At 64.6% G+C, this 25,187-nt stretch carries 24 protein-coding genes; 15 read left to right on the top strand and 9 right to left on the bottom strand.

Annotation, left to right across the window (positions count from 1 at the left end; translation table 11 throughout):
• Positions 1–100 precede the first annotated feature (100 nt).
• From ACCQ12_RS17185 to ACCQ12_RS17170, 4 genes are all read left to right on the top strand, one after another.
• A complete protein-coding gene (locus ACCQ12_RS17185; RefSeq protein ID WP_372382328.1) occupies positions 101–1,906 on the top strand; it encodes a dihydrolipoyllysine-residue acetyltransferase in 1,806 nt (601 codons plus the stop codon).
• Complete coding sequence (locus tag ACCQ12_RS17180) at positions 1,903–2,550, top strand: hypothetical protein (protein WP_372382327.1); 648 nt, start codon at positions 1,903–1,905, stop codon at positions 2,548–2,550. The genes ACCQ12_RS17185 and ACCQ12_RS17180 overlap by 4 nt, the downstream gene beginning before the upstream one ends.
• Before the next feature lie 16 nt (positions 2,551–2,566).
• Positions 2,567–4,399, top strand: coding sequence for a dihydrolipoyl dehydrogenase (gene lpdA, locus ACCQ12_RS17175; RefSeq protein WP_372382326.1), 1,833 nt, complete (start codon positions 2,567–2,569; stop codon positions 4,397–4,399).
• Between the two features lie 62 nt (positions 4,400–4,461).
• Positions 4,462–4,749, top strand: coding sequence for a hypothetical protein (locus tag ACCQ12_RS17170; protein ID WP_372382325.1), 288 nt, complete (start codon positions 4,462–4,464; stop codon positions 4,747–4,749).
• A 139-nt stretch (positions 4,750–4,888) separates the two neighbouring features.
• On the opposite strand, the gene ACCQ12_RS17165 is transcribed toward ACCQ12_RS17170, so the two are convergent.
• Positions 4,889–5,701: a porin family protein gene (locus ACCQ12_RS17165; RefSeq protein ID WP_039409218.1), complete on the bottom strand. Its 813-nt coding sequence runs from the start codon at positions 5,699–5,701 to the stop codon at positions 4,889–4,891.
• Positions 5,702–6,333: 632 nt separating this feature from the next.
• On the opposite strand from ACCQ12_RS17165, the gene ACCQ12_RS17160 reads away from it, so the two are divergent.
• The 10 genes from ACCQ12_RS17160 to ACCQ12_RS17115 all read left to right on the top strand — a co-directional run bounded on the left by ACCQ12_RS17160 (position 6,334) and on the right by ACCQ12_RS17115 (position 14,613).
• Positions 6,334–6,699 (top strand): hypothetical protein, encoded by a 366-nt coding sequence (locus ACCQ12_RS17160; RefSeq protein ID WP_074059361.1) that lies wholly within the window; start codon positions 6,334–6,336, stop codon positions 6,697–6,699.
• Between the two features lie 25 nt (positions 6,700–6,724).
• The gene (atpB, locus tag ACCQ12_RS17155; protein ID WP_047693890.1) at positions 6,725–7,525 is read left to right on the top strand and encodes a F0F1 ATP synthase subunit A; all 801 of its coding nucleotides are present in this window, start codon (positions 6,725–6,727) and stop codon (positions 7,523–7,525) included.
• 73 nt (positions 7,526–7,598) lie between these two features.
• Entirely contained in the window at positions 7,599–7,901 is a 303-nt protein-coding gene (atpE, locus tag ACCQ12_RS17150) for a F0F1 ATP synthase subunit C (protein WP_002814105.1), read from the top strand.
• Positions 7,902–8,015: 114 nt separating this feature from the next.
• On the top strand, positions 8,016–8,486 hold the full coding sequence (locus ACCQ12_RS17145; RefSeq protein ID WP_039409208.1) for a F0F1 ATP synthase subunit B: 471 nt from the start codon (positions 8,016–8,018) through the stop codon (positions 8,484–8,486).
• A 3-nt stretch (positions 8,487–8,489) separates the two neighbouring features.
• The gene (locus ACCQ12_RS17140) at positions 8,490–9,017 is read left to right on the top strand and encodes a F0F1 ATP synthase subunit delta (RefSeq protein WP_372382324.1); all 528 of its coding nucleotides are present in this window, start codon (positions 8,490–8,492) and stop codon (positions 9,015–9,017) included.
• A 47-nt stretch (positions 9,018–9,064) separates the two neighbouring features.
• Complete coding sequence (atpA, locus tag ACCQ12_RS17135) at positions 9,065–10,612, top strand: F0F1 ATP synthase subunit alpha (RefSeq protein WP_104579461.1); 1,548 nt, start codon at positions 9,065–9,067, stop codon at positions 10,610–10,612.
• A gap of 185 nt (positions 10,613–10,797) precedes the next feature.
• Complete coding sequence (atpG, locus tag ACCQ12_RS17130) at positions 10,798–11,661, top strand: F0F1 ATP synthase subunit gamma (RefSeq protein WP_047693887.1); 864 nt, start codon at positions 10,798–10,800, stop codon at positions 11,659–11,661.
• Between the two features lie 125 nt (positions 11,662–11,786).
• Positions 11,787–13,193, top strand: coding sequence for a F0F1 ATP synthase subunit beta (gene atpD / locus ACCQ12_RS17125; RefSeq protein WP_047693886.1), 1,407 nt, complete (start codon positions 11,787–11,789; stop codon positions 13,191–13,193).
• A gap of 143 nt (positions 13,194–13,336) precedes the next feature.
• Positions 13,337–13,759, top strand: coding sequence for a F0F1 ATP synthase subunit epsilon (locus ACCQ12_RS17120; protein ID WP_005992065.1), 423 nt, complete (start codon positions 13,337–13,339; stop codon positions 13,757–13,759).
• A 266-nt stretch (positions 13,760–14,025) separates the two neighbouring features.
• On the top strand, positions 14,026–14,613 hold the full coding sequence (locus ACCQ12_RS17115; protein WP_372382323.1) for a chorismate mutase: 588 nt from the start codon (positions 14,026–14,028) through the stop codon (positions 14,611–14,613).
• A 412-nt stretch (positions 14,614–15,025) separates the two neighbouring features.
• Here ACCQ12_RS17115 and ACCQ12_RS17110 read toward each other — a convergent pair whose 3' ends face one another.
• A complete protein-coding gene (locus ACCQ12_RS17110) occupies positions 15,026–15,409 on the bottom strand; it encodes a GtrA family protein (protein ID WP_047692945.1) in 384 nt (127 codons plus the stop codon).
• Between the two features lie 145 nt (positions 15,410–15,554).
• On the opposite strand from ACCQ12_RS17110, the gene glmU reads away from it, so the two are divergent.
• On the top strand, positions 15,555–16,919 hold the full coding sequence (glmU, locus tag ACCQ12_RS17105; RefSeq protein WP_372382322.1) for a bifunctional UDP-N-acetylglucosamine diphosphorylase/glucosamine-1-phosphate N-acetyltransferase GlmU: 1,365 nt from the start codon (positions 15,555–15,557) through the stop codon (positions 16,917–16,919).
• A 206-nt stretch (positions 16,920–17,125) separates the two neighbouring features.
• On the opposite strand, the gene ACCQ12_RS17100 is transcribed toward glmU, so the two are convergent.
• The 7 genes from ACCQ12_RS17100 to ACCQ12_RS17070 form a co-directional block, all read right to left on the bottom strand.
• Positions 17,126–18,472 (bottom strand): sensor histidine kinase, encoded by a 1,347-nt coding sequence (locus ACCQ12_RS17100; RefSeq protein ID WP_039409248.1) that lies wholly within the window; start codon positions 18,470–18,472, stop codon positions 17,126–17,128.
• An 8-nt stretch (positions 18,473–18,480) separates the two neighbouring features.
• Positions 18,481–19,824 (bottom strand): sigma-54-dependent transcriptional regulator, encoded by a 1,344-nt coding sequence (locus ACCQ12_RS17095; RefSeq protein ID WP_372382321.1) that lies wholly within the window; start codon positions 19,822–19,824, stop codon positions 18,481–18,483.
• A 140-nt stretch (positions 19,825–19,964) separates the two neighbouring features.
• Positions 19,965–20,312: a hypothetical protein gene (locus ACCQ12_RS17090; RefSeq protein ID WP_047692991.1), complete on the bottom strand. Its 348-nt coding sequence runs from the start codon at positions 20,310–20,312 to the stop codon at positions 19,965–19,967.
• 199 nt (positions 20,313–20,511) lie between these two features.
• Positions 20,512–21,744 (bottom strand): ABC transporter permease, encoded by a 1,233-nt coding sequence (locus ACCQ12_RS17085; RefSeq protein WP_166749551.1) that lies wholly within the window; start codon positions 21,742–21,744, stop codon positions 20,512–20,514.
• Positions 21,745–21,799: 55 nt separating this feature from the next.
• Complete coding sequence (locus ACCQ12_RS17080; protein ID WP_166749336.1) at positions 21,800–23,101, bottom strand: ABC transporter permease; 1,302 nt, start codon at positions 23,099–23,101, stop codon at positions 21,800–21,802.
• Between the two features lie 11 nt (positions 23,102–23,112).
• Positions 23,113–23,832, bottom strand: a complete 720-nt coding sequence (locus ACCQ12_RS17075) for an ABC transporter ATP-binding protein (RefSeq protein WP_184438222.1) — start codon at positions 23,830–23,832, stop codon at positions 23,113–23,115.
• A 48-nt stretch (positions 23,833–23,880) separates the two neighbouring features.
• Entirely contained in the window at positions 23,881–25,152 is a 1,272-nt protein-coding gene (locus tag ACCQ12_RS17070) for an efflux RND transporter periplasmic adaptor subunit (RefSeq protein WP_372382320.1), read from the bottom strand.
• Positions 25,153–25,187 lie beyond the last annotated feature (35 nt).

Below are 25,187 nucleotides of genomic sequence, written 5' to 3'. Positions count from 1 at the left end.
ATCCTGCCGGGCGCGCGATTTTTTCCGCGGCAATGGTTGGCGCTGCGGCCCGCAGCCGGCCACAATAGGGGTTTCCCCATCTGTTGCCGGAGTTCCCCGTATGGCCGAAATCAAGGAAGCACTTGTCCCCGATATCGGTGACTACAGCGACGTCCCGGTAATCGAGGTGCTGGTGTCCGTCGGCGATACGGTCAGCAAGGACCAGAGCCTGGTCACGCTGGAATCGGACAAGGCCACGATGGAAGTGCCCTCGTCGGTGGCCGGCGTGGTCAAGGAGATCAAGGTCAAGGTCGGCGATTCGCTGTCGCAGGGCGCCCTGGTGGCGCTGATCGAAGTGGCCGATGCCGGCGCAGATGCCGCCGCCAAGCCGGCCCCCACCGCCGCACCCGCCGCACCCGCCGCACCCGCCGCACCCGCCGCACCCGCCAAGGCCGCGCCCGCTGCGGCGCCGGCACCTGCCGCCAAGGCCGAGCCGGCTGCACCGGCGGCCGGTTCGGAAGGCGGCCTGATCGAGGCCACCGTGCCCGACATCGGCGACTACACCGACATCCCGGTGATCGAAGTGCTGGTGGCCGTGGGCGACACCGTTGCCAAGGACCAGAGCCTGGTCACCCTGGAATCGGACAAGGCCACGATGGAAGTGCCGTCCTCGGCCGCCGGCGTGGTCAAGGAACTCAAGGTCAAGGTCGGCGACACGCTCTCGCAGGGCAATGTGGTGGCGATCATTGCCGCCAGCGATGGCGGCACCGGTGCGGCGCAGTCGCCGGCCAAGCCGACCACCGACACCGCCGAAACCGCGGGCAAGGTCGAGCCGGTTGCCGTCCCGGCCGAGCCGGACAAGCTGGCCCAGCGCGAAATCGCGCAGGTGCAGGGCGCGCGTTCCGGCGCTGGCACGCAGGCAGCGCAGGGCGGCCAGCCGTCCTCGGGCAAACCGAGCAGCCCGCCGGTGACCTTCGATGCCGACAGCGTGCTGCCGTCCAAGGTGCCGTATGCCAGCCCGGTGGTGCGCGTGTTCGCACGCGAACTGGGCGTGGACCTGAACCAGCTCAAGGGCAGCGAAAAGGGCGGCCGCATCACCCGTGAAGACGTGCAGCGCTTCGTCAAGGCCGCACTCAGCGGCGGCGCACCTGCCGCAGCCGGCGCTGCACCGGCCGGTGGTGGCACCGGCCTGAACCTGCTGGCCTGGCCGAAGGTGGACTTCAGCAAGTTCGGCGACACCGAAACCCAGCCGCTGTCGCGCATCAAGAAGATTTCCGGTGCCAACCTGGCGCGCAACTGGGCCATGATTCCGCACGTCACCCAGTTCGAATCGGCCGACATCACCGACCTGGAAGCCCTGCGCGTTGCCCTCAACAAGGAAAACGAGAAGGCCGGCATCAAGCTCACCATGCTCGCCTTCCTGGTCAAGGCCAGCGCCGCAGCGCTGAAGAAGTTCCCCGAGTTCAACGCCTCGCTGGATGCGGCCGGCGAAAACCTCACCCTGAAGAAATACTTCCACATCGGGTTTGCCGCCGATACGCCGAACGGCCTGGTGGTACCGGTGATCCGCGACGTCGACAAGAAGGGCGTGCTGCAGATCGCCCAGGAAAGCGGCGAGCTGGCCAAGAAGGCGCGCGACGGCAAGCTCGGCCCGGCCGACATGAGCGGCGGCTGCTTCTCGATCAGCTCGCTCGGCGGCATCGGCGGCACCGCGTTCACGCCCATCATCAATGCGCCGGAAGTGGCGATCCTGGGCGTGTCCAAGTCGGCAATGCAGCCGGTCTGGAACGGCAAGGACTTCTCGCCCAAGCTGATGCTGCCGTTGTCACTGAGCTACGACCACCGCGTCATCGACGGCGCGCTGGCGGCCCGCTTCACCACCTACCTCAGCCAGGTGCTGGCCGACATGCGTCGCGTCCTGCTGTGAAGCCTGCGCTGCTGACGATCGTCCTGCTTGGTGTGTTGCCGTGGACCTGTGCTGCGGCGCGCGAGTGCGCCAGCACGCTCGGGCGCGGCTGGCCGCCGGCAGTGGGCAACTACGGCACTGCGGTGACCACGCTGCTCGATGGCGCCAGCAAGCCGGCCTTGTCGTTGCTGACCCTGCCCACACGTGGGGTGGAGAGCGGCGTGTCGCTGGTGCCGGGCAAGGACGGCACCGACTGGACCCTGCGGCACAGCCGCGCCGACGAGCGCGTCTACAGCTGGGTCAGTCAGGCCGATCGCGGCAGCGTGCAGTTCCGTACCGAACAGACCCCGGAAACGGTCGAGATCCCGATTCCGGCGGCCCTGGCCAGGCGCCTGGTCAGCAACTGGACCGCTGCACTCACCCAGCTGGCGCCGACCGGCCGTACTGCGCCGGTGACCGAGGGCGAAGTGGTGTCGTTCCAGGTCGAGGGCGTGCGCTACAGCGGCACGCGCCCGAGCTGCGGTGCCGGCGAGCTGCTGCTGCAACAGGCCGCGCTGCTGATCGAAGCCAGCGACGGCAAGGAAAAGAAGCGCGACAAGCGCTGGACCCAAATCGAATCGTCGCTGGATGAACTTCAGCAGACGCTTGCCGGCATGGCCGGTTGAGCCACAGGAGAAGCAAATGGCGGTCATTGAAATCAAGGTTCCCGACATCGGCGATTACAGCGATGTCCCCGTCATCGAAGTGCTGGTCGCCGTGGGCGACAGCGTGGCCAAGGACCAGGGCCTGGTGACGCTGGAATCGGACAAGGCCACGCTCGAAGTGCCGTCCTCGGCGGCCGGTGTGGTCAAGGAACTCAAGGTCAAGGTGGGCGACAACCTTTCCGAAGGTGCGGTCGTGCTGCTGCTCGAGACCGAAGGTGAGGCCGCCGCGCCGGCAGCGCCTGCCAAGGCCGACACCAAGGCTGCCCCGGCCGCTGCAGCGCCTGCCGCCGCTCCGGGCAGCAAGCCGCCGGTGACGCCGTCGCATCGCGCTCCGGCCGAGCCGGCAGCGCCCAAGCCGGCGCTGGCCAGCGGCAAGCCCGCCGATATCGAATGCAAGATGGTGGTGCTCGGCGCCGGCCCCGGTGGTTATACCGCCGCGTTCCGCGCGGCCGACCTGGGTCTGGACACGGTGCTGATCGAGCGCTACGCCAGCCTCGGCGGCGTCTGCCTCAACGTGGGCTGCATTCCGTCCAAGGCGCTGCTGCATGCGGCAGCGGTGATCGACGAGGTCGCCCATGCCGGCGATTTCGGCGTGGACTTCGGCCAGCCCAGGATCACCCTGGACAAGCTGCGCGAGTACAAGGAAAAAGTGGTCGGCAAGCTCACCGGCGGCCTGGCCAGCATGGCCAAGCAGCGCAAGGTACGCACCGTCACCGGCGTGGCCAGCTTCGTCTCGCCCAACGAGCTGGAAATCGTCGGCGACGACGGCAAGACCCAGCTGCTGCGTTTCGAGCACTGCATCATCGCGGCCGGCTCGCAGGCGGTGAAGCTGCCCAACTTCCCGTGGGACGACAAGCGCGTGATGGACTCCACCGACGCGCTGGAGCTGCACGACATTCCCAAGACCCTGCTGGTGGTCGGCGGCGGCATCATCGGCCTGGAAATGGCCACGGTGTACAGCGCGCTCGGCAGCAAGGTCACCGTGGTCGAGTTCATGGACCAGCTGATGCCGGGCGCCGACAAGGACCTGGTCAAGCCGCTGGCCGACCGCCTGAAGAAGCAGGGCGTGGAAGTCCATCTCAAGACCAAGGCCACCGACGTCAAGGCCGACACCAGCGGCATCACCGTGTCGTTCGAAGCGGCAGTGGAAGGCGAAAAGCCGGGTCTGCAGGCCACCGCCTACGATCGCGTGCTGGTCGCCGTGGGCCGTACGCCCAACGGCAAGAAGATCGGCGCGGAGAAGGCCGGCGTCACCATCACCGAGCGCGGCTTCATCCCGGTGGACCGGCAGATGCGCACCAATGTGCCGCACATCTTCGCCATCGGCGACATCGTCGGTAACCCGATGCTGGCGCACAAGGCCACCCACGAAGGCAAGCTGGCCGCCGAAGTGGCTGCCGGCGAGAAGAAGGAATGGGTGGCGCGGGTGATTCCGTCGGTGGCCTACACCAACCCGGAAATCGCCTGGGTCGGCGTCACCGAAACCGAAGCCAAGGCCAAGGGCCTGAAGGTCGGCGTGGCCAAGTTCCCGTGGGCCGCCAGCGGCCGCGCAATCGGCATCGGCCGCACCGAAGGCTTCACCAAACTGATCTTCGACGAAGAGACCCATCGCGTGATCGGTGGTGCCATCGTCGGCGTGCACGCCGGTGACCTGCTGGCCGAAATCGGCCTGGCCATCGAGATGGGCGCCGAAGCCGAAGACATCGGCCACACCATCCACGCGCATCCGACCCTGAGCGAATCGGTCGGCATGGCGGCCGAGGTCTACGACGGCACCATCACCGACCTGTACATCCCCAAGAAGAAGTAAGCGCCGTTCCGCACGGCCGTGCCGCCACGTGTGGTGCGGTCGTTGCGGTGGTGAGTCGACGCATGGAGGTCGTCATGGGGCAGGGCAATCTGTGTCCTGAACTGCAGGCGCTGCTGCAGCGCGAACTGGCCAGTGGCAACCGTATCGCCGAGCCGCCGCAGCGAACCGACTGGCCACATCCGGGCTCGGTGTTCGTCTCGCTGAAGTGCGACTTGCGCAGCGACGTGGCGTCGCTGCCGGCAACGGTGCAGCATGCGATCTGCACCGATCCCCACTACGGTTGGCACGACGAGTGCTACTGCACCACGCACCGGCATCTGTTGGTCGCGGGTGCGACCAAGCCGCCCTGAGCGTGTGTCCGCTGCTGCCATGGGTTGCAGCCGCGTCGGTTACTTGCCATGCATCCGTAAAACGACAGAACCCCGCATCGCTGCGGGGTTCTGCATAAGGCTGCTTTTGCGGGTCCCGGGTACCGGGGGCCCGAAAGAATCAGAACGCGAACGTCACGCCTGCGACCGGGCCCTTGAACTCCTGCTTCAGGCCGATCAGGCCGTCGCTGCCGCGCTGGTCGACGTCGAGCTTGAACCAGTCGTAGCCGGCGAAGATGCCGAAGTTCTTGGTGAAGCGGTATTCGGCCATCGCGTTGGCGCGGCTCAGGTCGCCGTCGTAGTCGCCGAAATCGCCCCAGCTGGTGTTGAGGTACTGGCCCTGCACGTTGAACAGCCAATGCTCGCTTGGGCGTGCGGTGAAGCGGATACCCACCACCGGCGCGGCGCCGTCTTCGCTTTCGTCCAGCACGTCGCCGGAGAACACGCTGCCCAGATCGGCATACGCATTGGCTTCGACCTTGGCGTACTCGGCACCGATCTGCAGGCCGAGGCTGAATTCAGGGGTGTCGATCACCGAGTAGTCGTACACCAGGGTCGCAACCTGGTACTTCAGCTCGCCCTTGATGAAGCTGCCGGTCGGCACGGTCACGCCACCGGCGCTCAGATCCTGGGTCAGGGTCTCGCGGCGGTCCTTGTCGTACTTGAAGTAATCGAAGATCAGGCGCTGACGGGTGCTGATGCGGAACACGCCATCCACGCGCGGCTCCCATTCCTTGCCGCCGAGCTTGAAGTCTTCGTTGACCGACACGTTGTTGCCAGCCACCAGCGTGTTGCCACGGATGGTGTTGTCGTTGTCGACGTTCATCGCACCGAGGCGAAGCTGGAAGCGGTCGTCGGTATCTTCGGCGTGTGCGGGCGCGACATAGCCGACGGCCAGAACGCACGGGATCGCCAGTGCGAGAAGGTGTTTCATGGGGAGCTCCGAATTCTTGGAATGGTCAGGCCGTTGAGCCAGTGCGGCGCATGTTCGATAAGGCGGCGTCGTCCAAAAGTGAAGAACCCGTCGCATGACCGTGAAGGTGCGCATAGCAATCGGACAAAACGGTCCGCAACGCCAACAGGCACAGGCACCGCCGCTGTCCAGCCCTGAAAACGCTGCCGGTTGCGATGGGCCCAAAGTGTGCGGCAGTGCATACCCTGCGGTACGTTTGACTGCGCAGAGTGCGCAAAGTGACCTCCCGATGTCGCCGGGCCATCGCTCATTCCGCGCGCTGGCGAAGCGAGTGCTCGTGCACCGCAGCGGATTGGACCGCGGATGGGAAAGTGTCAGGGTGCGACAAAATGCGTAAAAAGCAGGAGCCCCGGTTTCCCGGGGCCCCGAGACGCGGCCTGCGGCGCGACCTTTCGACGAGGATGTGCAGGCCTCGCCGGTTATGACCGTCGGTTTGTGGCAAAGTTCCCACCCGTTGCCGCTGCCGCCACATGGTGCGTCGCAACAACGAATGACCTTTGCCGGTTGTCTCGCAATTTGTCCCATTGCTATACTTTCGCGGCTCGACGAGGCGCAACTGCGCTTCCCACTCATTCACACGTAAGGTAACCGTAGTGCTGAACTCCGTTGACGCGGGTCGGCGGTTGATGCTGCGCGCTGCGGTATATCCGCTTGCCGCCGTAGCTATAACCAGTCTGGGGTTGCTGTTGGTCGGTCCCCGTTACTCTGCCGGTCTGGCATTGACCGGGTTTGCGACGGTGCTGGGTGGTTGGGTGGCGGCACGCACGGCGCTCGGTGGCGGCATCCAGGCAGCCGGTATCGCCATGGTGCGGTTGGTGCTGGCGATGGTGCTGAAGTGGGTATTGGTATTTGCGGCGTTGTCGCTGGGCTTTGCCCTGTGGCGGCTGCCTCCTCTGGCTCTGTTGGCGGGTATCGCCATCGGGTTGATTTTTCAGGTTCTGGCCTTGGCCAGACGTTGATTCGAACTTAAAGGGCTCCAGACACATGGCGGGCGAGGCAGCAACCCCTACCTCCTATATCCAGCATCACTTGCAGAACCTGATCTATCCGGTTCGCGAGGGTGGCGGCACGTTTTGGACCATCCACGTCGACACCCTGGTCATGGCCGTGTTGATGGGCCTGGTGATGGTGCTGGCATTCTGGACGGCGACCCGCAATGCCACTGCCGGCGTGCCGGGCAAGTGGCAGGCATTCGTGGAAATCTGCCTGGAGTTCGTCGACCGCCAGGCCAAGGACACCTATCACGGCAGCAGCAAGCTGGTGACGCCGATCGCGATCACCATCTTCTTCTGGATCCTGTTGATGAACCTCATCAAGATGATTCCGGCCGATTTCATCGCCATTCCGCTGGGCTGGGCCGGTATCCATGCCTGGAAGCCGGTACCGACCGCCGACGTCAATGCCACCTTGGGCATGTCGATCAGCGTGTTCTTCCTGATGATCGTGTTCTCGCTGCGCTCCAAGGGCGTGGGCGGCATGACCAAGGAATTCCTCACGGCGCCGTTCGGCAAGTGGATGATGCCGTTCAACCTGCTCTTGAACATCGTCGAGTGGCTGAGCAAGCCGATTTCGTTGGCGATGCGACTGTTCGGCAACATGTTCGGCGGCGAGATCGTCTTCCTGCTGATCTGGGTGCTGGGCGGTGCGGGCATCGCCGGCATGGTTGCTGGCGGCGCGTTCGGCCTTGGCTGGATGCTGTTCCACCTGCTGGTGATTCCGCTGCAGGCGTTCATTTTCATGATGCTGTCGATCGTGTATCTGAGCCTGGCTGAAGACAGTCACTGAGTTTGCGTCACCCCTTCATCTGCTTCATTCCGCTTCATCCATCACCCTTAGAAACTTTCGTTCGGAGATCACCATGTACCTCGCCGTCCTGACCAACCTCGCTCAAGTCCAGAGCTCCACCGTCCTCGCCGTCGGCATCATGATCGGCCTGGCCGCGCTGGGTGCCGGCCTCGGTCTGGCCATCATGGCTGGCAAGTTCCTGGAATCGGCTGCGCGCCAGCCGGAACTGATCCCGGTGCTGCAGGTGCGTATGTTCATCACCGCCGGCCTGATCGACGCCGCGTTCATCATCAGCGTCGCTGTCGGCCTGCTGTTCGCCTTCGCCAACCCGCTGGCCCAGGTGTTCATCGAGCGTCTGTCGCAGGCCGCCGGCTGATCCAGCGGTAGCAGGATGTGGAGGCAGCCGCGCGCGGTTGCCTCCGCGGATGAAGGTCGGAAAGCGTCGCCCGTGCGGCGGCGCTTTCACCCCTAAACAGCGATTGAGCGACCCATGGATATCACCCTTACCATCTTTGCCCAGGCGTTGGCCTTCGCCGGTCTGATCTGGATCGTCGCGACCAAAATCTGGCCGCCGCTGTTGCAGGCGATCGAAGAGCGTCAGCAAAAGATCGCTGAAGGTCTGGCTGCGGCCGATCGCAGTCAGAAGGATCTGGCGCAGGCGCAGGAAAAGGTCAACGAAGCATTGAAGGACGCACGCACCAAGGCCAACGAGATCATCGATCAGGCCCATGCGCGCGCCAACCAGATCATCGAAGCGGCCAAGCTGGAGGCAATCGCCGAAGCCAACCGTCAGAAGGATCTTGCCCAGACCGAAATCGACGCATCCGCCACCCGTGCCCGCGAAGAACTGCGCAGGCAGGTCTCGGTGCTGGCCGTCAGCGGTGCAGAAAAGCTGCTCAAGCGCGAAATCGACGCCAACGCCCACAAGGCGCTGCTCGACGAGCTGGCGGCGGAGATTTAAGCGATGAGTCAGGCCCTCACACTTGCCCGTCCCTACGGCCGTGCCGCGTTTGCGATCGCGCGTGAGGGCGGCACATTCGCGCCCTGGTCCGATGCGCTGGCGTTTTCGGCGCAGGTGGCTTGCGATCCGCGCGTGGCTGCGCTGCTGCTCAACCCGGCCCTGGGCCAGGAACAGGCGGTAACGTTGCTGGCGCCACCGCAGGCAGGCGAAGACTATCTGCGCTTTCTCGGCCTGCTGGCCGATGCGCAGCGGTTGTCGCTGCTGCCGGAAGTAGCGGGGCTGTACGAACAGCTGCGCGCCGAAGCCGAACACGTCGTCAAGGCGACCGTGACCTCGGCCACCGAGATGAGCCCGGCCGAGCTGGACACGATTGCCGTCGCGCTGAAGAAGCGTTTCGGCCGCGAGGTGGACATCACCACCGCGGTGGATGCGTCGCTGATCGGCGGCGCGGTGATCGACACCGGCGACGTGGTCATCGACGGCTCGCTGAAGGGCAAGCTTGCGCGTCTGCAAAGCTCGCTCGCCCACTGAATTCACATAAACGCATGGCCCTCGCGGCCGGCACCTAGGACTGAACGATGGCAACCACGCTCAACCCCTCCGAAATCAGCGACCTGATCAAGACCCGCATCGAGACGGTCAAGCTGTCTGCGGAGTCGCGCAACGAAGGCTCCGTGACCAGCGTGTCCGACGGCATCGTGCGCATCTTCGGCCTGGCCGATGTGATGCAGGGCGAAATGATCGAACTGCCGAACAACACCTTCGCCCTGGCGTTGAACCTGGAGCGCGATTCGGTCGGCGCCGTGGTGCTGGGCGATTACGAAAACCTGCGCGAAGGCGACGTGGCCAAGACCACCGGCCGCATCCTGGAAGTGCCGGTGGGCCCGGAACTGCTGGGTCGCGTGGTCAACGCACTGGGCGAGCCGATCGACGGCAAGGGCCCGCTGGGCGCCACCCAGACCGCACCGGTGGAGCGCGTCGCGCCCGGCGTGATCTGGCGTAAGTCGGTCGACCAGCCGGTGCAGACCGGTTACAAGTCGGTCGATGCGATGATCCCGATCGGCCGTGGCCAGCGCGAACTGGTCATCGGTGACCGCCAGACCGGCAAGACTGCGCTGGCGATCGATGCGGTGATCAACCAGAAGGGCACCGGCATCAAGTGCGTGTACGTGGCGATCGGCCAGAAGGCCTCGACCGTCGCCAACATCGTGCGCAAGCTGGAAGAGAACGGCGCGCTGGCGCACACCGTGGTGGTGGCTGCGACCGCGTCCGAATCGGCCGCGATGCAGTACATCAGCCCGTATGCCGGCTGCACCATGGGCGAATACTTCATGGACCGCGGCGAAGACGCATTGATCGTGTACGACGATCTGTCCAAGCAGGCCGTGGCCTACCGCCAGATCTCGCTGCTGCTCAAGCGCCCGCCGGGTCGCGAAGCCTATCCGGGCGACGTGTTCTATCTGCACTCCCGCCTGCTCGAGCGCGCTGCACGCGTGTCCGAGGAATACGTGGAGAAGTTCACCAACGGTGCGGTGACCGGCAAGACCGGTTCGCTGACCGCGCTGCCGATCATTGAAACGCAGGCCGGCGACGTGTCCGCGTTCGTGCCGACCAACGTGATCTCGATCACCGACGGCCAGATCTTCCTGGAAACCGACCTGTTCAACGCCGGTATCCGCCCGGCCGTCAACGCCGGTATCTCGGTGTCGCGCGTCGGTGGTGCGGCCCAGACCAAGATCATCAAGAAGCTGTCCGGCGGCATTCGTATCTCGCTGGCGCAGTACCGTGAGCTGGCCGCATTCGCGCAGTTCGCCTCGGACCTGGACGAAGCCACCCGCAAGCAGCTCGAGCGCGGTCAGCGCGTCACCGAGCTGATGAAGCAGAAGCAGTACGCGCCGATGTCCATCGCCAACCAGGCGCTGTCGATCTATGCCGTCAACGAGGGTTATCTCGATGACGTGCCGGTCAATAAGCTGCTGGCGTTCGAAGAAGGCCTGCACGCGCATTTCGCCAACACCCAGGGCGAGTTGATCAGCAAGATCAACAGCACCGGCGGTTGGGACAACGACATCGAAGCGGCGTTCAAGAAGGGCATCGCAGAGTTCAAGACCACGGGCACCTGGTAAGTCAGTAGCCGGGATTGGGATTGGGCATTCGGGATTCGTAAGAACGGTGGATCGAGGTCTGTTGATCCTCGACCATCGTTTCGAATCTCCAAATTAGGTATTCGGAAGTCGTGGTGCGGGACGTGGGAGGCTTTGGCCAATCCCGAATCCCGATTCCCGATTCCCACGAGCGAAGCGAGCGAGCAATGGCAGGCGGACGCGAAATCAAAACCAAGATCAAGAGCGTGCAGAACACCCGCAAGGTGACGCGCGCGCTCGAAATGGTCTCGGCCTCCAAGATCCGCAAGGCGCAGGACCGCATGAAGACCTCGCGTCCGTATGCGCAGGCGATGAAGCAGGTGATCGGGCATCTGGCGCAGGCCAGCACCGATTTCCAGCATCCGTTCCTGGTCGAGCGTGAGCAGGTCAAGCGGGTCGGCTACATCGTGATCTCTTCCGACCGCGGCCTGGCCGGTGGTCTGAACAACAACCTGTTCCGCAAGATGCTGGGCGAAGTGCGCCCGTGGCAGGACAAGGGCGCCGAGGTCGACGTGGTGACCATCGGCCAGAAGGCCTCGGCGTTCTTCCGTCGCATCAAGGTCAACATGGTCGGCAGCGTGACCCACCTGGGCGACAGCCCGCAGGTGGAACAGCTGATCGGCGTGATCAAGGTGATGATCGATGCCTTCATCGAGGGCCGTGTGGATCGCGTGTACTTGGTCTACAACCGTTTCGTGAACACCATGACGCAGAAGGCCAGCTTCGATCAACTGCTGCCGCTGCCGGCCGCCGAGCACAAGGTGGCGCAGCACGATTGGGACTACCTGTACGAACCCGATGCCGCCACCGTGCTGGAGCACGTGATGACGCGTTACATCGAGTCGCTGGTGTACCAGGCGGTGCTGGAAAACGTGGCCTCCGAACATGCCGCGCGCATGGTGGCGATGAAGGCCGCCAGCGACAACGCCAACAAGATGATCGGCACCTTGCAACTGGTCTACAACAAGGCGCGCCAGGCGGCGATCACCCAGGAAATTTCGGAAATCGTCAGCGGCGCGGCCGCTGTGTAGCCGGGAATGGAGAATCGGGAAACGGGAATAGGCAAGGCCATCGGTGCTCTTGATCTTCCCATTCCCCATTCTCGATTCCCCATTCCCGACACCAGAATCGAACAGACATTAGTGGAGTTATCCAAATGAGTCAGGGCAAGATCGTTCAGATCATCGGCGCGGTCGTCGACGTCGAATTCCCGCGTAATGAAGTGCCGAAGGTGTATCACGCGCTCAAGGTCGACGGCACCGAAATCACCCTGGAAGTGCAGCAGCAGCTGGGCGACGGCGTCGTGCGCACGATTGCGCTCGGCTCCACCGACGGCCTGAAGCGCAACCTGGTCGCCACCAACACCGAACGCGCCATTTCGGTGCCGGTCGGTGCCGGTACGCTGGGCCGCATCATGGACGTGCTGGGTCGCCCGATCGACGAAGCCGGCGACGTGCAGGCCTCGGATCACTGGGAAATCCATCGCGGCGCACCGTCGTATGAAGACCAGTCGTCCAGCACCGAATTGCTGGAAACCGGCATCAAGGTCATCGACCTGATGTGCCCGTTCGCCAAGGGCGGCAAGGTCGGCCTGTTCGGCGGCGCCGGCGTCGGCAAGACCGTCAACATGATGGAACTGATCAACAACATCGCCAAGGCGCACTCGGGTCTGTCCGTGTTTGCCGGCGTGGGCGAGCGTACCCGTGAGGGCAACGACTTCTACCACGAGATGAAGGACTCCAATGTTCTGGACAAGGTCGCGATGGTGTACGGCCAGATGAACGAGCCGCCGGGCAACCGTCTGCGCGTTGCGCTGACCGGCCTGACCATGGCCGAGTACTTCCGCGACGAGAAGGACGAGAACGGCAAGGGCAAGGACGTGCTGCTGTTCGTGGACAACATCTACCGCTACACGCTGGCCGGTACCGAAGTGTCCGCGCTGCTCGGCCGCATGCCGTCGGCCGTGGGCTATCAGCCGACCCTGGCCGAAGAAATGGGCGTGCTGCAGGAGCGCATCACCTCGACCAAGAGCGGTTCGATCACCTCGATCCAGGCCGTGTACGTGCCTGCGGACGACCTGACTGACCCGTCGCCGGCGACCACCTTCGCCCACTTGGACTCGACGGTCACGCTGAGCCGTAACATCGCTTCGCTGGGTATCTACCCGGCGGTGGATCCGCTGGACTCCACCAGTCGCCAGATGGATCCGCTGGTGATCGGTCACGAGCATTACGACACCGCCCAGCGCGTCCAGCAGACCTTGCAGAAGTACAAGGAACTGAAGGACATCATCGCGATCCTGGGCATGGACGAGCTGAGCGAAGAAGACAAGCAGTCGGTGTCGCGCGCACGCAAGATCGAGCGCTTCTTCAGCCAGCCCTTCCACGTGGCCGAAGTGTTCACCGGCTCGCCGGGCAAGTACGTCTCGTTGAAGGACACCATCCGCGGCTTCAAGGCGATCTGCGACGGCGAATACGACCACCTGCCGGAGCAGGCGTTCTACATGGTCGGCAGCATCGAAGAAGCGGTCGAGAAAGCCAACAAGATGAGCGCCAAGGCGTAAGAGCCGGGATTTGGCATTCGGGATTCGGGATTTGCTACGGCGGTGATCGGGGTGCGGCGATGAGGAAGGGAACGACGGTGAACGCCGCTGTTGCCAATCCCCAATCCCCAATCCCCAATCCCCGCTTCACAGAGTGAGGCACCATGAGCACTATCCGTTGCGACATCGTCAGCGCCGAGAAGGAGATCTTCCACGGTGAGGCGACGCTGGTCGTGGCTACCGGCGAGCTGGGCGAGCTGGGCATTGCGCCCAAGCACGCGCCGCTGATCACCCGCCTGAAGCCGGGCAAGGTGGTGGTCACCACCGCCAGTGGCGAACAGCTGGACTTCGCCATTTCCGGCGGCATCCTGGAAGTGCAGCCGCAGGTGGTGACCGTGCTGGTCGACACCGCGGTGCGTGCGCAGGACATCGACGAGGCCGCCGTCCGCAAAGTCAAGGAAGAAGCCGAGCGGCTGCTGGCCAACCGTGGCGACACGGTGGACGTGGCCCAGGCGCAGCGTCAGCTGGCCGAGGCGACGGTGCAGTTGCAGGCGCTCGAACGCCTGCGCCGTAATCTCAAGCACTGAGCGCTTGCCTGGCCCGTCAAGGGTCAGGCAACGCGACGCCCGTGTACTGCCGCACCCAGGTGTGGACTGCAAACGCCGACCTTCGTGTCGGCGTTTTCGTTTCTGGAGCCGCGGTTGCGGGACAGCACGCCATGTTCTGTGGGTAACAGGCACACTGCGCGCTTGCGCCGTGGTGCGATGCGGGATGCGCCGTTACGACGGTTTGTGTGCCTTGGTTGACGCTGGCGCGTCATCGCCGCAGGCGACCTGTCGTGGAGGAACGTTACATGACCTACTGGGTGGATGGCTTCCGTCGTTACGTCATGACCGGCATGCTGACGGCCGCACTGCTGGGGTGCGCATGGCCGGCGCGCAGCCAGCCTTCGCTGGATCCGCTGCTGGACCGCATCGTGGCGCGCAATGCCATCGGCGATGCCGTGGCGTTGAGCAAGTGGGACAGCGGCAAGCCGGTGCTGGACCAGACGCGCGAAGCCGCAGTGTTGCTGAGCGTGCGCGATCAGGCGTCCCACCATGGGCTGGAGCCCGATGATGCAGTGCGTTTTTTTGCCGCGCAGATCGAGGCCAACAAGGCCGTGCAATATGCACTGCTGAATCGCTGGCACGAGCGCGGCCGCGCGCCGGATACCGCCCGGCCGGATCTGGCTGCGTTGCGCGCACGGCTGGACCAGCTGCAAGGCGAGTTGCTCGATGCACTGGCCGCCGCAGGTCCCGCACGCGCGGCGCGCGAGTGCCCGACCGACACCGCGCGCGCGGCCGCGCGCTATGCCGCGCAATGGCAACTGGACGCACTGCATCGCGCGGCACTGGTGCGCAGCCTGGGCGACTTCTGCCAGCAGGTGGGCAACAAGACCTAGCGGGCGGCAATTCGGCGCGATGGGCTTGATTCAGGCGAGCAGACGATTCAGTGCGTGTGTGGGTCTATGCGCTTGCAGCGTGTGCTGGAACGAGTGACCGTATCTGCGGTCAGGCGGATGACCGCGCGGTCAGCGATTGGGCCGCGTGGTCTGGCGACCTGTGGGTGAAGCGGTTGTTTGCCAATAGCGTCCAACGACGGCGAAGCCGGTTCGTGCGCGGTCGTCAGCCTGAGGTCCGGGGGCGCCGCTGCGCGGGCGTCTGCGACGGGAAAAGCGGGGGTTGAACGACATGCCTGTCGCATGGCGGCTGTTCGCCAGCGCTCCCCAGGCGAAGGCAGGCGCACTGTGCAGGACAGGTCGCGCCGGCGCGGAGCGTTTGATGCGCCCGGTCGCCGTGATCGCTTGCCTGGCCTCAGCGATACACCACGTGCCGGCCCAAAAAGAACGACACGATTGCCAGCCCGCCTTCGACCAGCGGTTTGGCCAGCCAGGCCTGACGCAGGCCGACCAGATCGACGGTGACCGACAGCAGCCAGGTGCTGATCAGCGTCAGCGCCAGCCACATCACCGCAAAGCGTCGAAAACGCTGCCAGCCGAGGCGTGCATCGCCTTGCCGGGCAAAGGTGTAGCGGCCGTTGAGCCAGAAGCCGAGCACCGCACCGCTGATGCGCCCGAGCAGATTGGCCGGCACTGCAGGCATGCCGGCGGCGGTGGCCGCGATGAAGATGCCGCAATCCACCGCCAACTGCAGCGCGCCAATGAGGATGAACTGGCTGCCTTGGCGGAACAGGCTCATGCGGACCGAAGAGGAAGAAAGGGCGCCCATCCTAGCGGTCGCCGCGCTTAACGGTGTGTCATTGCCTGCCGATCCTCTGTGACGGGCACGCCGTGTTGCACCGCTGCGACTAGAATTTACGCATCTATTGCCTCGGGAACTGTTGATGACCCTGCCTTTGCACGTTGTGATCCTGGCCGCAGGCGAGGGCAAGCGCATGCGCTCGTCGCTGCCCAAGGTGCTGCAGCCGCTGGCGGGCCGGCCGATGCTGGCGCACGTGATCGCCACCGCACGGCAGCTGCAGCCGGCGGCGATCCATATCGTGTACGGGCACGGCGGCGACCATGTGCGGGACGCATTCGCTGCGCAGCAGGATCTGCAATGGGCCGAGCAGCGCGAGCAACTGGGCACCGGCCACGCAGTGCAGCAGGCAATGGATGCGATTCCGGATGCGGCCACGGTGCTGGTGCTGTACGGCGATGTTCCGCTGATCCGCAGCGAGAGCCTGCTGCAGCTGCTGCACGCGCCGGGGCGCATGGCGGTGCTGGTCGCCGAACTCGCCAACCCCACCGGTTATGGACGCATCCTGCGCGATGCCGAAGGCAAGGTGGCAGCGATCATCGAGCAGAAGGATGCCAGCGAGGAGCAGCGCCGTATCCGCACCATCAATACCGGCATCCTCACCGCCGAATCCACCGCGTTGCGCCGTTGGCTGGGTGGGCTGTCCAACGACAACGCGCAGGGCGAGTTCTATCTCACCGATGTGTTTGCCAGCGCGGCCAGCGATTTCACGCCGGCCGACATGGTCTACGTGGCCGACCCGCAGGATGTGGAGGGCGCCAACGACCCCTGGCAGCTGGCCCAGCTGGAGCGTGCGTGGCAGACACGGGCGGCGCGGGCGCTATGCCTGCAGGGCGTGCGCATGGCCGACCCTGCGCGCGTGGAGCAGCGCGGCAGCGTGCAGGTGGGCCGCGATGTGCAGCTGGATATCGATGTGATTCTGGAAGGCGATGTGACCCTGGGCGATGGTGTGGTGATCGGTCCGTTCGTCCGGTTGCGCGACGTGAACCTGGGCGCGGGTACGCAGGTGCGTGCGCACTGCGACCTGGAAGGCGTGGTCACCGAAGGTGCGGTGCTGGTGGGCCCGTTCGCACGGCTGCGCCCCGGCACCGTGCTTGCCGATGGCGTGCATATCGGCAATTTCGTCGAGACCAAGAAGGTCACGATGGGCGTGGGCAGCAAGGCCAATCACCTCACCTACCTGGGCGATGCGGTCATCGGCAGCAAGGTCAACATCGGTGCCGGCACCATCACCTGCAACTACGATGGCGTGAACAAATCGCAGACCACCATCGGCGATGGCGCCTTTGTCGGCTCCAACAGCGCGTTGGTGGCACCGATCGAGATCGGCGCCAATGCGACGATCGGCGCGGGATCGGTGATCACGCGCGACGCACCGCCGGGCCAGCTCAGTGTGTCGCGTCCGCGGCAGACCGTGATCGAAGGATGGGAGCGGCCCGGCAAAAAGTAGGCCGCCCTGTTGGCGGACAATACAGTGCGCTGCGGCCCCAGATCGACTGCGTAGGAGCGCACCCGGGCGCGACTGACAATGCCGGGAAGCCTGTCTCGCCCGGGTGCGCTCCTACAGCTGCACGACGGCGTTCTGATGCGGACGGTCTGATGCAACGATGACGCGTGCTGATCCTAGGCGCTACCAGGCGTGGACGGGGTGCTGCTTCATGCGGCCAATGGCAGCAACAGGGTCACACACAGCCCGCCATGCGCGCGGTTGTGCAGCGAAATGCGCCCGCCGTGCGCTTCGGCGATTTCGCGGGTCAGTGCGAGCCCCAGGCCGGTGCCGTTGCGCTTGGTCGAATAAAACGGCATCAGCGCATTGTGCAGCACCGCTTCGTTCATGCCATTGCCGCGGTCGAGCACTTCGATGCGCAGCCATTGCGGCACGCGGCTTACGCGCACGGCGACCTCGCTATTGGCCGGCTGCGCTTCGCTGCAGGCTTCGTGCGCGTTCTTGAGCAGGTTGAGCAGCGCCTGTTCGACCTGGGCGGCATCGATGCGGCTGCTGACATCGCTGAGGTCGCCCTGCAACTGGAACGGGATCTGTTGCCGCAAGCGTTCCAGAAATGGTTCCCAGGCGATTGTCTGCAGCTGCGGCTGCGGCAACTTTGCGAACCGCGCATAGCCGCGGATAAACCCTTCCAGATGGCGCGCGCGTTCTTCGATGGTTTCGAACACCGTGCCCAGGCGGTCGGTGCGTTCGCGGCGCAGCAGCTCCGCGCCGGAATGCGCCAGCGAGGCGATCGGAGCCAGCGAGTTGTTCAATTCGTGGCTGATGACGCGGATGACCTTCTTCCAGGTCTGCACTTCCTGGCGGCGAAGTTCGGTCGTCAACGTGCGGATCAACAACAGTTCGTGGCCGCGCCCATTGAGGTGGAAGCTGCGCCGCGACAGGTGATAGATCTGCTCATCGTCTTCGTCGTCACCCTCTTCGCGTACCGCAAACAGGCAGTCGCCGCCGCGGGCCAGGGCATCGCGCAATTCGCCCGGCATGCGCTCCAGCACATCGTCCAGATGCTGGCCTTCGAGCTTGCGCCCGCCATGCAGCAGTTTGCGTGCGGCATTGTTGGAGAAACCGATCCGTCGCAGGCCATCGCCGCCGGCCACCACCAGCAGCATCGCGACCGGCGTGTTCTGCAGCATGGTGTCGAGCATCAGTTCGCGTTGCACCAGGTCGCGGCGTTGCGCACGCAGCACATCGCCGAGTTCGGCATGCGCCTGCACCAGTTGCGCCAGTTCGTCATTGCCGCGCCAGTGGACACCGAAGTTGTATTCGCCGTCGCGGTAACTGCTGGTGGTGCCGGCCAGCGCCCGGAACAGCGAGCGCATCGGCGCGGTGGCGCGGCGCAGGCTCCACCACATGGCCGACAGCAGCGCCACGGCCGAGACCAGGGCCACCTCCCAGCTACGGTCCAGCCAGTACGCGATCAACCAGGGCAGGGCAGCGGCCAGCGCGAGTACCGGCAACAGCCGCAAGAACAGGCCAAGGGTGAAGGAGCGATTCCACATGCGGTGGCTCATTCGGCAGTGATGCCGTAGCGGTCCATGCGCCGATACAGCGCCTGGCGGCTCAACCCCAGCTCGGCGGCGGCTTGTGCGATCACACCTTGCGCGCGTGCCAGCGCCTGTTCGATACGCGCGCGATCCGGTTCGCCTGCAGCCGGCGCCACCGGCCGTGGGGCGGGTGCACGTGGCAGATTCAGATCGCCCGCTTCGATGCGTGCACCCTGCGCGAGCAAGGCGGCGCGTTGCAGCACATTGCGCAGCTCGCGTACGTTGCCGGGCCAGGCATGCCGTTGCAATGCATCGCGCGCCTGCGCGGACAGCGGCTTTTCGCCGGCAAGGAAGTGCTCGGCCAGGGGGCCGATGTCGCCGGGGCGTTCGGCCAGTGCAGGCAGTGCGATTTCCACCGTGTTGAGCCGGTAATACAGATCCTCGCGAAAACTGCCGTCGCGGATCATCGCCGGAAGATCGGCATTGGTGGCGCTGATCACGCGCACCTTGGCGTGGCGTTCGCGGTTGGACCCCAGCCGCTCGTAACGGCCGGTTTCCAGCACGCGCAGCAACTTCATCTGCCCCGCCAACGGCAGGTTGCCGATCTCGTCGAGAAACAGCGTGCCGCCGTCGGCCGCTTCGAACTTGCCTTCGCGCGCCTTGTTGGCGCCGGTGTAGGCGCCGGCTTCGGCACCGAATAATTCGGCTTCGATCAATTCGCCTGGCAAGGCGCCGCAGTTGAGTGCAATGAACGGGCCGTGTTTGGTGGCCGAATTGGCCTGGATGATCTCGGCAATCTTTTCCTTGCCGCTGCCGTTGGGGCCGGTGATCAGCACCGGCAAGTCCGAGCGTGCGACCTGACAGGCCAGCGCGATCGCGCGCTCGCTGGCAGGGTCGGCGAACACCGCGCCGCGCAGGTCGTAGCACTGGGTCAGCTGCTCGCGGCCGCGCCGTTCGCGTTCGCGCCGACGTTCCAGCTCGCGGCGTGCTTCGGACAGTTCCAGCAGGTTGTTGACCGTGGTCAGCAGCTTGGTGTCGTCCCAGGGTTTGGCGATGTAGTCGGCCGCGCCGGCCTTGACCAGGCCCACCGCGCTGCCCAGATGCGTCCAGGCGGTGAGCAGGATCACGGGCAGGTCCGGATGACGCTGACGCAGTTGGGCAAACAGCGCCTCGCCTTCTTCGCCGGAAGTGGTATCGGCGGTGAAGTTCATGTCCTGGATCACCAGATCGAACGCCTGCTCGTCCAGCAGCGCCAGCCCGGCCTGCGGCGAATGCGCATGCCGCGCCTCGATGTCGTGCAACGAAAACAGCACCTCCAACGCAGTGGCCACGGCCGTGTTGTCGTCGATGATCAGGATGTGCGGCATCGCGGTGCTCAGGAAGGCGCGGGAAGAGGGATCGACACAGAATACTGTGCAGGACGGTGCTGCAAATGCGGAGCGTGATTTGCAGGCGATAGCAATGCCGACGGACTCGACAGTGCGCGCGATGGAGACTTGGCCGCTTGTCAGCCGGACGTGGGCGGCGAAGGAGCCCTCGGCGGGAGGAGTGGCGCGTACGCTGCTGCGGCCCAGGTCAGACGCACCTGGACGCCGTCGCGTAGCACGTGCACTTCGATCGGGGCGTTTGCAGCGGCACGCAGTGCGGCGATCAGCTGGGCGACGCTGGTGATCTGGGTACGCCCTGCCGTGCGTAGCCGATCGCCACGGTGTAACTGCAGCGCCAGTGCCGCGCTGGCCTTTGTCACCAGCAATCCGTCGCCGGTCGAGACGAGTTCCAGGACCTGTTCGTTACGTCGCCAGTCCAGCCGCGTGTCTTCGATGACGAGGACATCGCGGGTCGAGGTGGTTGGCACGGAGGTCGCCTGCGTTGCGGCACTGGCCTGCCCGGCGTGCAATAGGCAAGAGACTGTCAGCAGGATCAGCGCCGGTGTTGCAACAAAGGGATGCATGGAATGTGTCCCGATCAGTGAAGTTGCCGCACGTGCGGGCGATGGCAAGGAGGCGCCGACGCTTCGTCCCGTCCAACTCGCAGCAAGGAAGAGGTGTCGTTGATCATGCACTGCGAGTGGCGACAGCCGGTGGCACTGCAGCCGCACGGCGCGCGGGCCAGAATACCGCCACCTGGCCAAGTGTCCACAACAGCAAGGCGCCGATCGGCAGGTAGATCGCCGGCAGCCGCGGCAATTCGTAGCGCGCCATCAGCCACACGTTGATCGAGTAGGCCATGAGCATGCCGAGCATGATGCCGATCGAGGCGAGCAGGAAATTCTCCATCTGGAAGTAGCGCAGGATCTGGCTACGCGTTGCACCCAGCGCACGGCGGATGCCGATCTGCTTGGTGCGCTGCTGCACCCAGAAGCTGGCAAGACCGACGATGCCCAGCGCAGTGACGATCAGTAGCGCGATGCAGACTGCGCCAAGCAACCAGATCATGGCGCGATCGTTCTCGAAATAGTCCGCGCGGATTTCGCTATAAGTCTCCTGTTTCAGGACCAGCCGACTATTGTCCAATTTCATCAGCGCAGCGACGGCAGATTGCAAGACCTCTGCCCGACGCGTTGGATCGGTGACACGGATGATGTATTGGCCTGCGGTGTAATTGATGCGCAGTGGCAGCAACATCGAGTAATTGCTCTGATCAACACCGGCTGCGGTATTGTTGGTGGGGCGTGCCAGTGTCTGCACGATGCCGATGATGTGTAGTGCAGTATCGCCTGCGTAAACGGTCTTTCCCAATGCAGTTTGGGCGGGGAATAGCTTGTTGGCCATGTGCTGCGTAATGATCATCGAAAGGCCTTTCTCATCGATGGACCTGTCCTTGTTGGCCTGCGACACATCCATGAATTCGCCTGCAGTGAAATCGCGCCCTGCCAGCAATTGCAGACCAAGCGTGCCAAGCGTGCCTTCGCTGACCATGTATTGCGCGGCATTGAGTGTCGGGCGCTCTTGTTCTCGAGTAAGAGAGACACTGCTGTTCCATGAGTAATGAACAAACGGAATCTGATTGATGACGGTCGCGCTGCGGACACCGGGCAGGTTGCGGAGTGCCGCCAGATCTTCACGCGTGCGCGCTTCTGCATTGACCTGGGTGCCGATACCCCCAAGCTGGATGCTGACCAGTTCCGATTCGGCAATGCCACTGGGCTGCTGCAGCGTTTCGATGCGGTTGCCGATCAAAAACAGGGAATTGCAGATAATCGCGCAGGCAAGTGCTATTTCGAGCACGATCAATGTCGCTGCGGTCTTGTGACGGCGCAACGTGGAAACGATAGGGCGAATGTCCATGGGCGGTACCTTCGGATAAGAGGCCGTGCCCGCCTTAGCGCGGCGGGCTTGGTGATCAGGACGCTTTGAGCTGTAGCGCGGGGGCAACCTGGATGGCGCGCCAGGACGGCAGTAAGCCGGCCAGCAGGCTGGCAAGCAGCGCCAGTGCGAAGGTCAGCAGCAGCATGGTCGGATCCAGATGTGCCAGCTTGGCGTAGTCGACGGCCTGTTGGCGCACCGCCCACAATCCCAACCATGCCAGCCCCAGTCCCGCAATGCCGCCTGCAAGTCCGATGGTGCCGGCTTCGACCAGGCATTGCGCAAAGATGGCACCGCGCGATGCGCCCAGTGCGCGACGCACACCGATCTCGCCACTGCGGCGCAGGAACTTGGCGAGCAACAAACCGACGGTATTGAGCAGGCACACCAGCAGGAAGCCCATTGCCAGCCACAACTGCAGGCGCACGTCGCCGGGAACCACCTCTTTATAGTCCAGCCACTCCATCACGTTGCGCAGGCGGGTGTTGTTCGGGCGCTGGAAACGTCCGGCAGCGCGTTGTTGATCGGAGTAGTTGTCCAGGTAGGCCTTGTAGTCACCAGCCTTCGCCGGGCTTTCCAGCTCTGCCCAATACTGCATCCAGGTGCAGGACGCGTTGAGCGCGGTTTGATCGCTATTGTCGTTCTTGCCAAAGCAATTCATGCCGCCGTAATGGTCCATCTTCAGATCGATCGCCACCGAGAACGGCAGGTATACCTGTTCGTCTGAGCCGTAGCTATTGCTGAGGTCATAGAAGCGCGGATTGACATTCCATTCATTGAGTACGCCAACAATGCGGAAAGTGCTCTTGTCCATGCGCAAATCGCGACCGACGCTGTTGCTCCCGTCGAACAATTTGTCGTTGAGTTTCTTGGTAATGACTGCAACGCGTTCGTGTTTTTCGTCGCTGCCGGCCGACCAGCCCTGTCCGTACAGGAATGGTGTTTCGAACATCGGAAAGAAATCTGCCGAGGTAAAGCGAGCTTCCGACTTGAATGCGCTGATGCCCTTCTTGTCTGGCTCGATGGCCACTTGCCCGCCGGTCATCAGTGCCTGGCGGTTGGCACGTTTTTCACGTAATAGCGCCTCGGCATCAAAGCGGGTTACTTGATCATCCGGCTCTTCGCCTGGCTGAAAACCGGCTTTGGGTTGTGGGTCGACCAGCACGTTGAACAGCCGGTCGCTCTTCTGCGGAATCGGATCGCCTGACAACACGTAGAACACCGTCAACGTGGTCATGCTGGCGCCGATGCCCAGCGCGATGGCCAGCACCATCAGGGCGGTGAGCACCTTGTTGCGGCGGAAGCTGCGGAGCGCCAGAGTGAAGTAATAGCCGAACATGGGCGGGCTCCTTAGTCGGCCAGGGTTGCAGCGGCGCTGGGCGCGCGCATCAGGCTGGGGTTGCGTTCCAGATCGGTGGCCTGGCCGTCGACGATGTGCACGTTGCGCTGCGCGCGCGCGGCCAGTTCCGGGTCGTGGGTGACCATGACGATGGTGGTGCCCTGGCTGTTGATCTCTTCCAGCAGTTCCATCACCCCGCGCGCCATTTGCGAGTCGAGGTTGCCGGTGGGTTCGTCGGCCAGCAGCAGGCGTGGGCTGCCGGCCAGTGCGCGCGCAATCGCGGCGCGCTGCTGCTGGCCGCCGGAGAGCTCGGTGGGGTAGTGCTTTAGGCGCGAGCCCAGGCCGACCTTGGTCAGCGCCTCTTCGATGCGCTGCTTGCGCTCGGCCGCGGCCATGCCGCGATAGCGCAGCGGCACATCGACGTTGTCGAACAGGTTGAGGTCGGGAATCAGGTTGAAGCCCTGGAAGATGAAGCCGATCTTCTGATTACGCAGGCGAGAGCGCGCATCGTCGGAGAGGTGGCTGACGTCTTCGCCATCCAGCAGGTACTGCCCGCTGGTGAAGGTTTCCAGCAGCCCGGCCAGGTTGAGGAAGGTGGTCTTGCCCGAGCCGGAGGGGCCGGTGACCGCGACGAATTCGCCTTCGCGTACATGCAGGTCCAGCGAGCGCAGCGCGTGCGTTTCCACCTGTTCGGTGCGGAAGACCTTGGAGACTGCTTGCATCTTGAGCATTGCCGATTCCTTTGCGAAGAGAGAGTGCGACGAGGTGGAATGACTGAATCAGTGGACGGTGACGCGCGGCGCATCGCCGAAGTTGTCTGCGCCGGACACCACCACACGGTCGCCAGCCTGCAGCCCGGACAGCACCTGCACTTCGCCCAGGCTGCTGACGCCCATGCGCACGGGGCGGCGCACCGCGGTGTTGCCATCCATCACATAGGCATAGCTGCCGCCGGATTGTTCGACGAAGGGGCCGCGCTCGACCTTGAGCACGTTGCGGCGCGTGTCCATCACCACGCGTGCGCTCATGCGCTGGCTCTGGCGCAGGCCCGGCGGCTGCTTGTCGGTGAAGCGGATGCGCGCGGTGACTTCGCCGTTGACCACTTCCGGCGACACCGCCGAGATGGCGCCGGGGAACGGTTCGCCGCTGCCGCTGGTGAGCTGGGCCGGCATGCCGATCGCCAGATCGCGGGCGAAGCTTTCCGGCACCTTGATCTCGACTTCGAACTTGGACAGATCCACCACGCCCAGGATCGGTGCGTTCGCGGCGACCTGCGTGTGCTGCACCGCCTGCACCTGACCGACCTGGCCATCGAACGGCGACAGCAGAGTGAGGGCATCCACCTGGCGCTGCACCTCGGCAACCACCGCGCGTTGGCGGTCGGCCAGCAGGCGCTTGTTGCGCGAATCCAGATCTGCGCCCTGGCTCTTCAGCGCCGCATCGCGCTGGGCGTGCTGCAGGTCGATGTCGGTCTTCTTCAAGGTGTCCTGCGCCTTGGCCAGCTCCACCTGCGGCACCGCACCGCCATCGTAGCCGCGCTGGTAGCGCTCCAGGTCGCGTGCGGCAGCCTGCTTGTCGATTTGGGCCTGGTCGGTGAGCTTGCTGGCGTTGGCGCGGGCCAGCGTGGCATCCAGGGCGGCGCGGCTGGATTCGGCCTCCAGGCCGGCCAGCGTGGCCTGCTCCTGCGCCAGCTTGCTGCGCAGCTCCGGGCTGTCGATGCGCGCCAGCTCCTGGCCCTGCTTGACCACATCGCCGGCGACCACGCTCAGCGTTACCGTGCCGGCGGAGATGGCGTAGAGCACGGGGCTGTTGGCGGCGATCACCCGGCCGTCGGCGGCGATGTCGCGGACCAGGTCGCCTTGGGTGACCGTAGCAATGCGCACCCGGCTGGCATCGAACGAGCGGCTGCCGGCGCTCCACGCAGTGACCGCCCAGCCAATACCGGCCAACACGGCGACCGCAGCGATGCCGGGCCATAGCCAGCGGCGCCACGGCGTGCCCTGGGTGGGGGTGCTGAGAACCTGGTCCTGGGCAGAGGTGTCACGAATCATGGTCGGCGGGCTCGGTGGCGTCACGATGACAAAGC

It is taken from the genome of Xanthomonas sp. NCPPB 1068, assembly GCF_041479385.2.
In the GTDB taxonomy this organism is placed as follows: domain Bacteria; phylum Pseudomonadota; class Gammaproteobacteria; order Xanthomonadales; family Xanthomonadaceae; genus Xanthomonas; species Xanthomonas cannabis.
Note: the sequence above shows the minus strand (reverse complement) of the source record. Positions and strands in the feature narration are given on the sequence as shown.